This window comes from Methanocorpusculum labreanum Z (assembly GCF_000015765.1).
Taxonomy (GTDB): Archaea; Halobacteriota; Methanomicrobia; order Methanomicrobiales; family Methanocorpusculaceae; genus Methanocorpusculum; species Methanocorpusculum labreanum.
In genome coordinates this window covers 1,022,588-1,032,582 of the sequence record NC_008942.1, presented here as the reverse complement: position 1 = coordinate 1,032,582, position 9,995 = coordinate 1,022,588, and the positions used below count along the sequence as shown (strand labels likewise).

The 9,995-nt window shown below is 50.0% G+C and carries 9 protein-coding genes; 6 read left to right on the top strand and 3 right to left on the bottom strand.

The genetic code is table 11. The features are described 5' to 3' along the window. The first annotated feature begins 61 nt into the window (after positions 1 to 61). Positions 62 to 1,285: a magnesium transporter gene (locus MLAB_RS05410; protein ID WP_011833394.1), complete on the top strand. Its 1,224-nt coding sequence runs from the start codon at positions 62 to 64 to the stop codon at positions 1,283 to 1,285. Positions 1,286 to 1,606: 321 nt separating this feature from the next. On the opposite strand, the gene MLAB_RS05405 is transcribed toward MLAB_RS05410, so the two are convergent. Further along, a complete protein-coding gene (locus tag MLAB_RS05405; RefSeq protein ID WP_011833393.1) occupies positions 1,607 to 2,611 on the bottom strand; it encodes a tetratricopeptide repeat protein in 1,005 nt (334 codons plus the stop codon). Between the two features lie 129 nt (positions 2,612 to 2,740). Between MLAB_RS05405 and MLAB_RS05400 the strand changes: the two genes are divergently transcribed. Then, entirely contained in the window at positions 2,741 to 3,718 is a 978-nt protein-coding gene (locus tag MLAB_RS05400; RefSeq protein WP_011833392.1) for a DUF1616 domain-containing protein, read from the top strand. 90 nt (positions 3,719 to 3,808) lie between these two features. Here MLAB_RS05400 and MLAB_RS05395 read toward each other — a convergent pair whose 3' ends face one another. Continuing rightward, complete coding sequence (locus MLAB_RS05395; RefSeq protein WP_011833391.1) at positions 3,809 to 4,315, bottom strand: nicotinamide-nucleotide adenylyltransferase; 507 nt, start codon at positions 4,313 to 4,315, stop codon at positions 3,809 to 3,811. Continuing rightward, positions 4,312 to 5,088 carry a nickel pincer cofactor biosynthesis protein LarB gene (larB, locus tag MLAB_RS05390; protein ID WP_011833390.1) on the bottom strand — a complete coding sequence of 259 codons (777 nt, stop codon included), beginning with the start codon at positions 5,086 to 5,088 and terminating at the stop codon, positions 4,312 to 4,314. The genes MLAB_RS05395 and larB overlap by 4 nt, the downstream gene beginning before the upstream one ends. 107 nt (positions 5,089 to 5,195) lie before the next feature. Here larB and MLAB_RS05385 point away from each other — a divergent pair, with 107 nt between their 5' ends. From MLAB_RS05385 to MLAB_RS05370, 4 genes are all read left to right on the top strand, one after another. Further along, positions 5,196 to 6,479 (top strand): ATP-binding protein, encoded by a 1,284-nt coding sequence (locus tag MLAB_RS05385; protein WP_011833389.1) that lies wholly within the window; start codon positions 5,196 to 5,198, stop codon positions 6,477 to 6,479. Continuing rightward, positions 6,479 to 7,198 carry an MBL fold metallo-hydrolase gene (locus MLAB_RS05380; RefSeq protein WP_011833388.1) on the top strand — a complete coding sequence of 240 codons (720 nt, stop codon included), beginning with the start codon at positions 6,479 to 6,481 and terminating at the stop codon, positions 7,196 to 7,198. The genes MLAB_RS05385 and MLAB_RS05380 overlap by 1 nt, the downstream gene beginning before the upstream one ends. Before the next feature lie 122 nt (positions 7,199 to 7,320). Next, complete coding sequence (psmB, locus tag MLAB_RS05375) at positions 7,321 to 7,959, top strand: archaeal proteasome endopeptidase complex subunit beta (protein WP_011833387.1); 639 nt, start codon at positions 7,321 to 7,323, stop codon at positions 7,957 to 7,959. A gap of 26 nt (positions 7,960 to 7,985) precedes the next feature. Further along, positions 7,986 to 9,896: a beta-CASP ribonuclease aCPSF1 gene (locus MLAB_RS05370; RefSeq protein WP_011833386.1), complete on the top strand. Its 1,911-nt coding sequence runs from the start codon at positions 7,986 to 7,988 to the stop codon at positions 9,894 to 9,896. Positions 9,897 to 9,995: the final 99 nt, after the last annotated feature.

The window sequence follows — 9,995 nt, the reverse complement described above, 5'->3', positions numbered from 1 at the left end:
CCTTCATACGTAGCAAGAACCAATGAATATAGTATTATGTGCTTGGAAGAGGTGACCCCGGATGAAGTTGGCGATAGCCGGGAAGGTGAAGGGTTCCCTCCTTCAAGGGCACGACGAGTTCTTCATAGGTCTGTGGACCCTGCTGCTTAGCGTCAGTCTGTCGTTTATTGCAGGTATTTATCTTGGTGCGGTCAGTGAAGTTCTTATACTGATCCCAGGTCTTATGGTACTTGTTACCCCGTCGATCAATATGCGTGGAGCGATAGCTGGAATTCTCACGTCTCGTCTCTCATCTTCGATGCATCTTGGAGCATTCGAGGCAAAACTCGAAAGAGAAACGGAACTTGGAGACAATCTGCGCTCCTCGATCATTCTTACGGTGATGATCTCGGCGGTTCTCGCGGTCTTTGGAAAACTGATCTGCCTCCTCACCGGGACCGAAGTGATAGGCATTGCCGAGATGATCATTATATCCGTCACCTCAGGTACCTGTGCAGGTTTGGTCGTGACTGCGGTCGGCGTTTTTATCTCGGTGATATGTTATCGGAAAAGCTGGAATCTTGACATGGTTGGTGCTCCTGTCGTGACCACGGTCGGCGATATCGTCACGCTTCCATTTCTGGTCATTACTGCGATTCTGGTTATGCAGCTGCCGTTTATTGGAATTGTGATACTCGGCATCATTGTTCTTGCTTTGATAGTATGGGCCATACTCTCCATGCACAGTGCTACCAAGACGATGAAGGATGTTTTGCGTGAAGGCCTTCCGCTTTTAGTCCCTTTGTGTCTGCTTGGAATTGCCGCGGGTGTTCTTTACACGAACGAACTTGAAAAACTGATCGCAGCAGCAGCGGTTTTGATTCTGATCTCGCCTTTTATGAACGGGTGCGGATCGATTGGGGGAATCCTGACTTCCAGGATCGGCACCGAGATGCATATGGGTCTGGTGGATGCGAAGGTTTTCCCGCAGATCCTTGTCTGGAAACATTTTTTCGAGAATTATCTGTATGCCCTTCTGATCCTTCCGTTGATGGGACTTGTTTCGCATTATGCGGCGGTCCTTTTCGGGATCACAACGCCGGGTCTCGTCCCAATGATTCTTCTATCCCTGTGTGCCGGTATGATTGTTATAACGGTGATGAATCTTCTCGGGTATTTTACTGCGGTTCTTACCTATCGTTTAGGGTATGATCCGGATAACTTTGGCGTCCCGGTGGTGACCAGTTCGATCGATCTGGTTGGTGCTACGGCATTGATTTCGACAATGATGTTCATGTTCGTCTGAAATACCTGGAGAAGATGGTTTCTCGACGGAGATTCTTATATCAGAAAAGGTCCCAACTAAAGAATATGGTGTTTGGCATCCCGCCGTTTTTTGGCAGAAGCCTACTGGTTCTTGCAGTTCTTCTGATCTGCAGTTTTTATCATGCGCCTGACCGGATTTGGGATCATAGGGTTACAAGATTACACTCTGTACATTCTTACGTATCGGATTGATTTTACCCGCATCCCTCTGGCTGACGATAGTAGTTCTGCGTATGTTCAGTGCAGTATAGAAAAAAAGAAATCGATTACGTGTAAAATAATGATGTTTTTCAGGGGGAGATTATGCAAATGCCGCATCCAGGGCATTTGTTTTTTCACTTTTGTGCAGTTTGTCTCCCCAAGGAAGTTCACGGATTGCGGCCGTTGCCTTTGCCATCTCGAAGAATGCCTTTGCCTCCTCCTTCTGGTCAAGTTTAAGCAGATTATACGCGATTCCGACCCATGCATCGGCATGAACGCTTCGCAGATCAAGTGCCTTGGTATAATATCGTATCGATTCTTCGTACAGTTCGATCTTGGTCAGATAATCTGCAAGCTCCATCAGAAAAGCAAAATCACGTTCGTCAAATGCCGCTGATTTTGCGAATGCATCCAAAGCCGCGTGTGTTTCGCCGAGTTTTTTCAGAGCGTCACCGATCCGCAGATAGGTCTGTGCATTTTCTTCATAGGAAAGGGCTTTAAGAAATGCTTCTTTTGCTTCTCTCCACTGACCGCTGCGCGAAAGAGCATCGGCATAGGTGAACCAGGTAAAAGCATTTGGCGACTGTTCAACAGCTTTTATTCTGAGCTGTAGTTCTTTTTTTGTACTTTCCGCAGCCTCAGCTGGATGTTTCAGGTATGTATGAACCGTTGCCATACGTTTGTAAAGCCCAGCCTCCTCGGGGTATTTTGTTGCAAGAAGAGCGTATATGACGAGTGCCTCATCATGCCTCCCCATATATCCAAGCATATCTGCGACCCTGTACTGATAGTGGAAATCCCCTGAGAGAGTCGCTGCTTTCTCGAAGAGAACCTTCGCATCGGAATACTGATGTATGTCTGCATAGGCTGAGCCGAGTGCTGCGAGATATCGCGGGTTTTTCAGATCTTTATCTACGGCATTACCGTATGCTTCGATTGCCTCATAATATTTCTGCTGTGCAATGAGTACATCGCCGAGAAGTATCCAGACGTCAGAGTCAGTCTTGTTCTCCTCAAGATAGGCACGATACAGTTTTTCAGCTGCCTCATACTCATGACGAGTCGTTTTTTCTTTGGCGGTCAGGACTAACGAAGTGTCTGACATTGTAGTAGATATTGCGGCTGCTATAAGAAATACCTGACGACGTGATCAAAAACAAGTCTGCCGGTAATCTCACCCCCTAAAGCGTCCCGCAAGTCTCATAATACCTCACCACGAATAATACATCCAGATATGCCGGAAAAAGATCTAGCTGAGACGCTTGCCAGTATGGCAGACCCGAAAAATTTCCCCAAGGATCTGGCAGTGATTCTGGTTTGGGTCGCGCTTACGGTAGCTATGATCTATGTTCCGGTCGTAAACGAGACGTTTCTTCGGGTATTATTTGCCGTTCCGGTGATTCTTTTTATTCCGGGGTATGTTTTGATCGGCGCACTGTTTCCGGAAAAGAAGTCGATCGACGGGATCGAACGGTTTGCTCTCTCAGTCGGTCTTTCGATTGCGGTAGTGCCGCTGATCGGCCTCGTTCTGAATTATACGCCGTTTGGGATTCGTCTTGATCCGATCGTTACCTCTCTGGTGATCTTTATTCTTGCGATGATGATCATCACGGTATACAGGCGTGCGTCCGTTCCAGATGAGGAACGGTTTGCCGTGCCTTTCGAGCAGGTAAAACCGACACTCAAAACCGAATTTTTCCCAAAGGACAGTTCAAAACTGGACAAGGCACTCTCCTGGATCCTTATCGCGGCAATTGTCGTGGCGGCCGTGACAACGGTCTATGTGATCGCATTTCCAAAAGACGGGGAGAAGTTTACCGAGTTTTATATTTTAGGGGCGGATAAAATGGCAGATGACTACCCCGAGAAGTTTTTTGCGGGAACAGAACAGTTTGTCTGGATCGGGATCGGGAATCATGAATATCGGGATGTGACCTATACGGTTGAAACCCTACTATTGAATGCGGAGTGGGATTCAACAACGAACTCGTCGGTCATTCATGCATCGAAGGTCCTTAATCGCTTTTCGGTAGATGTTGCCGATAACTCGACGTATCTGGAGATGTATAATTTTACGATCTACGATACCGAGTACAACCGTCTGGAGTTCCTTTTGTATAATGAGACGGTACCTGATATCGGGGCGTCGGCAGAGGATAAAATGGCGGCCGCGTACCGTGATCTCCATCTCTGGATCAAAGTAATAACATAAACACAGGATTTTTTTGCGGGTCGATAAGCAAGAGGCCCGCAGTAATTTTTGCCGGGTATATCTCGGATTAAAATGTGATGTGAAAATTTCTCAGTCGCTTTTTGAAATCTGCTGCATGCGTTCGATCCCATGTATCTCTCCAACAACAGAGACAACTTCCTTTGGCACATACTCTTCCCATGCTTCCCCATGATACATTTTTTTCCGAACAGCCGTTCCCGATAGACTCTCCCGCAGATACATCGGAGGGGAAAGCACCGGGATGCCCGCTTCTTTGAAAAGCTGGATCACTAAGGGGTTGGAGGTGTATACCGTATCAAAGGGCGGGACCATGGATTTTACGTGGGCGACCCACAGGGCATTTCTTTTCACATCTTCTAGGGGGATGACGTAGAACGGGATTTTTAATCCATTCAGTGCCCGGGTGATCATCAGTACCCGTTCGCCTGCGGTAAACGGATGCCTGATATCATGGCTGATATCCGCACTGCCGATGCCGATGATGAGTTCATCCACTTCTTCTGCGAGGCCGTCGATCACTGCTTTATGACCGTTGTGAAATGGCTGGAACCGTCCAACGTATAAACCGCGCCTCATTTTTTCCCTCCGATAAGTGCCGCGATCCTGGCGGCGAATGCTCCTGCGGTAAAACCTGCGTCGATGTTGACGACCGTAATTACAGCACACGACTGGAGCATGCTGGCGAGAGCCGCCGCCCCCTGCCCCATATATCCGTATCCGGTACTTACTGGAACGCCGATCACCGGTTTGTCGACGAGGCCCGCAACTACGGAAGGAAGAGTTCCTTCTCTCCCGGCACAGACCACATACACATCCGCCTCCCGCAGTTTTTCTAAAGCAGGGATCAGCCGGTGGATGCCGGCAACCCCCACATCGAATGTTGTGAGGACTTTAGCTCCCATTTCTTCTGCAATTGCCCGTGCCTCTTCGGCTACCTGGATGTCGGAAGTTCCCGCCGTCACGATGCCGACGGTGCCGCCCGATGGGGTGGGTAGCGTGCCGTCAGACAGAATCAGAACACTTCCCGGTTCCCTGATTTCAGCGGCAACTCCCATTGGGAGATCTTTGCACACTGCTTTTATCTGATCAGCTGTTATGCGTGATGCGATGCATCGCCCGGACGCCAGCACATAACTATGCATGATTTTTACGAGCGATTCGGTATCCTTCCCTTCGGCCAGAACAACCTCGGGCATCCCGCATCGGCTGCACCGTTCCATATCCAAATTTGCCACATCGCCGACCCGGGTTACTGCCAGGGCCGTCAGCCTCTTTTCTGCAGTCGCCGGGTCAAGTATTCCGTCCTTTACCTGATTGAGGATGTCAGAAACCTGCGGATGTTCAGTCATTATTCTATGAGTTTGGTTGCCTGAGCTGAAATACTATGCTCCTCTTTTAGAACGCATCCATCACACGAAGGCTTATACTTTTTTCACACACATATATATGGACCATTATGGATTCAATATCAATAGACCCGGGACTTCTGCAGTTGACCGAAATTGTCCTTACTGCTGAAGTGGTGAACACTAATCCTGCGTTAGAGGTCAATGACCTCCCCGTAGCCATCAGGCAGATGTTCTGTACCGAATCTCCCGGAGTCATCGCCCGGCCGGTTATGATAAAGGAGGGCGTGTTAAAATCCTATCTCCCGAATCTACCCGCCCGCCGCATAATTCAGGACGAGAAAAACTCCTATCTCTTATGCAACGATCTCGGGCAGTTTTCAGTCACTGCCTTTTCTCCGGCGCTGAAATGGTACTTCCGGCATGTAGGTCCTGCAAAACTTATGCAGAATCCTGCACTTACTCTTGCTCTGGAGACTGCAGGAGAAACCGAGGTCAACTACAAAAAAGCCCGGGAAAACATCCCGCTCTTTGAAGATACGACCGCATATCTGACCGGAAAACTGGCCGCGATAACGGATAAATCGGAGTCGTTCAAAGAAGCGGCCGATCTTGTGGTCCCGTATGCCCCGGAAGAGATCGAGTTCTCTCTCTCAGATCTCGTCTGTACCCCCGATCAGCTCGGCATTGTCAGAAAAGTTCAGATCTCTCTTGAAAATCAGGATTTCCTGAGAAGCCACCGTATCTATGAACTCGGAAGGATCCTTCTGGTAGGTCCGCCAGGAACCGGTAAAACCTCGTTTGCCCTCGCGTTATCGCGTTCGGTCCACATGCCGGTTCTCGAGGTCCGTCTTTCGATGATCACTTCCCAGTATCTCGGCGAGACGTCGAAGAACATTGACCGGATATTCGATCTTGCAAAGAAGATCGCACCGTGTATTCTTTTCATCGATGAATTCGATTACATTGCCAAGACCCGTATCTCCGATGACAACGGCACGATGAAACGCGGGGTTAATACCCTTCTCAAATGTATCGACCACATCAATCTGATCAAAGACAAGGTTCTGCTGATCGGTGCTACAAACCATGCCGGCATGCTCGATGAGGCCGCCTGGCGCCGGTTCGATGAGGTCGTCACCTTCACCCTTCCCGATGCAGGCATGCGGGAAGCGATCCTGAATCATGTTGCCTCCGACATTCCCTGCACGATCGACTTCACGACGCTTGCGGCACGGACTGAGGGTTTTTCGGGAGCCGATCTGCGTATGATGCTTACAGAAGCGATCGTCTCGGCTCTTCTTTCCGGAAGAAAGGAGATCAACGAAGCCGACGTGAATGCAGGAATGGAACTGGTCAACCGGAGAAATCTGGTTCGCAGCGGGTGCACCTGATGAAGGTGACGGCGCTTGGAACCGGAGACGTTGTCGGCACGCCGAAAATCGGATGTGAGTGTCCAATCTGCCGTGAAGCAAAGGAAATGGGAAAACAACGGCTTCGAACTTCGCTGTTAGTTGAGCACAAAGGCCGCCATCTCTTAATTGACACAGGACCGGATATGCGTGCTCAACTGCTGGCCGCCGACTCCCCGCGAATCGACGCCGTCATCTGGACCCATGGACATTATGATCATTTCATGGGGTTCGGCGACTTTTACCGGGTCCAGCGGGAACCGATCTCGGTTTACGGGGCACCCGAGGTGCTGGCGTACTGCGGGGGGATATTTTGTTTCATCCGTCACGAAGAACACTCGGTCAAACCGTTTGAACCAATCGATATCTGCGGGATGGAAGTAACACTCTTTCCCGTCGTTCACGACACTCCGACCTACGGTGTTCGGATCACTGCCGACGGCAAAACGTTCGTCTACTCCTGCGATACACGTGCCGAACTTTCCGAAGCTTCGCTTGAGCAGATGAAAGGCGCTGATCTTTTACTGCTCGACGGCATATTCCCGCCGGGAGTCAACATCTCCAAACACATGAACATTGAGGATGCCGAAAGACTTGCCGAAAATCTGGCTCCAAAAGAGTTCTGGTGCGTTCATATGAGTCATAAAATACCCTGGGACTATGAGCATGCCGCTTTTGACATGCAGTCCTGGACTCTGTAATTTTTTAATCTCAGTCGGCAAGTTTATCACATTTAGCGTACACTTAACTATTAGCGCTTTTAGCTGTTTCAATGAAAACAGTGTTTTATGAATTTGCAGCGTACCTTAATTTGAGGTTTCTCATGTCACAAGAACACCAGGACGTTAAAACGGGAACCACCACAGTGGGTATTGTATTCGATGGCGGCGTCATCCTTGCTACCGAGAGGCGGGCAACGATGGGTAACTTGATCGCCAGCAAGAAAGCAAAGAAAGTACATGCCATCACTGATAAGATCGGTATGACAATCGCCGGTGGGGTTGGGGATGCCCAGCAGCTTGTCAGAATCATCAATGTCGAATGCAACCTCTACGAGATCCGCAGAGGTCAGAAGATCAGTGTCGGGGCGGCAGCAACGATCCTTTCCAATTATCTGAACCAGAATCGCTTTTCACCATACTACGTTCAGCTTCTTGTCGGTGGTGTCGATACCAGCGGTCCTTCCGTATACTCCGTAGATGCGGCCGGCGGAGCAACGCTTGAAGAGAACTTTGTCTCGACGGGATCTGGATCGCTGACAGCCTACGGTGTCTTAGAGGATCGGTTCAAACCCAATATGACCGAGGAGGAAGCAATCGAACTAGCCGTACGTGCACTTCGCGCAGCAATGCTTCGTGACTCGGCTTCCGGAGAGGGATACAATGTGGTGATAATAACCCAGGAGAAGTTCGAATATCTTCCTGAGGATAAAATAGCCGGGTATCTGCCCCCGGCAAAATAATCTCACTTTTTTTGGAAACGAATTTTATGCAGGTTGAAGACAGACTCAAAGAACTCAAAGTAACTATTAATAAAAAAGTTCCTCGTGGAGTTACCGTAACGGATGTTGAATTTGAAGGCCCGGAGATGGTCATCTATACTGATGATCCGAAAAGGTTTGCCGAGGATCATGACCTGATCAAAACGCTTGCCCGCGATTTACGCAAACGTATCGTTGTCCGCCCCAATATTCTTGGAGATACCGAAGAGGCCTATGATATGATCAAGGCAGTTGTGCCTGAATCAGCAGGGATCACGGATATTTTCTTCGATACTGATACGGGAGAGGTCCTGATCGAGGCTGAAAAGCCGGGCGTCGTTATCGGGAAGAACGGCTCTACGCTTCGCGACATCACCATGAAGACAGGATGGACGCCGAAGGCTGCGAGAACCCCGCCGATTCCCTCCGTGACGATCAAACAGGTTCGTCAGTATCTTCGTGAATCCCGTGACGAGAGAAAGGAGTTTCTCCGTAAATGCGGGAAGCGGATCCACCGGGATTCCATCTATACCGGCCGCGATCACGATCAGTGGCTTCGTCTGACCACGCTCGGGTGCTGCCGTCAGGTCGGTCGTGCGGCGTTTCTTTTGAGCACGCCGGAAAGCAAAGTCCTGATCGACTGCGGGGAATCCCCCGGAGCAACCGGCGCTGCCTCTTCGCCGTATCTGAACGTCCCTGAAATCTATCCGTTCACGAATCTTGACGCCGTCGTTTTGACCCATGCTCATCTTGATCACTCTGCATTTATCCCGCTGTTATACAGATACGGATACGACGGGCCTGTCTATACAACCCCCGCCACCCGCGATCTTGCGACGATGCTTCAGCTGGATTATCTGGATGTGAACAACAAAGAGGACCGTGCTCCGCCGTACTCTTCGAACGAGATCCGTGAATTCGTGAAGCATACCATAGCCCTCGGCTACGGCGACGTAACCGACATCGCCCCCGACATGAAACTCACCCTGCACAACGCCGGCCATATTCTCGGCTCCGCCATCGCCCACTTCAATGTAGGAAACGGCGTGTACAACGTTGCCTTTACCGGCGATCTGTTCTACGGGAAGAGCCGCCTCTTTAACCCGGCAGTCTCCCAGTTCCCGCGGCTGGAGTCTCTCGTTATCGAGAGTACCTACGGAGGTTCGGATGACTTTTCTCCTTCAAGAGTCGAGGCGGAAGAGCGGCTGTATGAGGTCATCAACGAAACGCTCGGCCGCGGCGGAAAAGTTCTGATCCCGGCATTTGCCGTCGGACGATCCCAGGAACTGATGCTCGCCATCGAAGAGGGTATGAGAAACAACCGGATCCCAAAATGCAAGGTCTATCTTGACGGAATGATCAAGGAAGCAACCGCGATGCACACGGCTTACCCAGAGTATCTCAACACCGACCTTCGCAATCTTATCTTCCGTGACAACTATAATCCGTTCCTTGCCGACTGTTTCGAACAGGTCGATTCCTACGACAAACGTCAGCAGGTCATCTTCTCGGAAGATCCCTGTGTCATCATCTCCACGAGCGGTATGATGAACGGCGGTCCGGTGATCGAATATTTAAGCAACCTTGCCGAGTCTCCGAAGAATATGATCGTCTTTGTTGGATATCAGGCTGAAGGAACCTACGGACGCCGTATCCAGAAAGGCTGGCGTGAAGTGCCGATCGGCAAACGCGGCACGATCGTTATCAATATGGAGATCCAGACCGTGGAAGGATTTTCAGGTCACGCCGACCGAAAACAGCTGATGAATTACGTCCAGTACGTTCAGCCGAAACCCGAGCGTGTCTTTACGATCCATGGCGAAGAGTCCAAGACAATCGACTTTGCCAGTTCCATCTATAAGAAATTCCATATCCAAACCGTGGCCCCCCAGAATCTCGAGACCTACCGGATGGTCTGATCATCTATACCTGAATCAACCATTTTTTTCTTTTTCCCAAGCATCTTTGCATGTCCCGAATCTCCCGATTACTGTTATAATCTTTTGATTCTGCCTCGC

Coding starts and splice junctions, on each gene's coding strand:
- MLAB_RS05410 (WP_011833394.1), top strand. CDS start 62: ATGAAGTTGGCGATAGCCGGGAAGGTGAAGGGTTCCCTCCTTCAAGGG.
- MLAB_RS05405 (WP_011833393.1), bottom strand. CDS start 2,611: ATGTCAGACACTTCGTTAGTCCTGACCGCCAAAGAAAAAACGACTCGT.
- MLAB_RS05400 (WP_011833392.1), top strand. CDS start 2,741: ATGCCGGAAAAAGATCTAGCTGAGACGCTTGCCAGTATGGCAGACCCG.
- MLAB_RS05395 (WP_011833391.1), bottom strand. CDS start 4,315: ATGAGGCGCGGTTTATACGTTGGACGGTTCCAGCCATTTCACAACGGT.
- larB (WP_011833390.1), bottom strand. CDS start 5,088: ATGACTGAACATCCGCAGGTTTCTGACATCCTCAATCAGGTAAAGGAC.
- MLAB_RS05385 (WP_011833389.1), top strand. CDS start 5,196: ATGGATTCAATATCAATAGACCCGGGACTTCTGCAGTTGACCGAAATT.
- MLAB_RS05380 (WP_011833388.1), top strand. CDS start 6,479: ATGAAGGTGACGGCGCTTGGAACCGGAGACGTTGTCGGCACGCCGAAA.
- psmB (WP_011833387.1), top strand. CDS start 7,321: ATGTCACAAGAACACCAGGACGTTAAAACGGGAACCACCACAGTGGGT.
- MLAB_RS05370 (WP_011833386.1), top strand. CDS start 7,986: ATGCAGGTTGAAGACAGACTCAAAGAACTCAAAGTAACTATTAATAAA.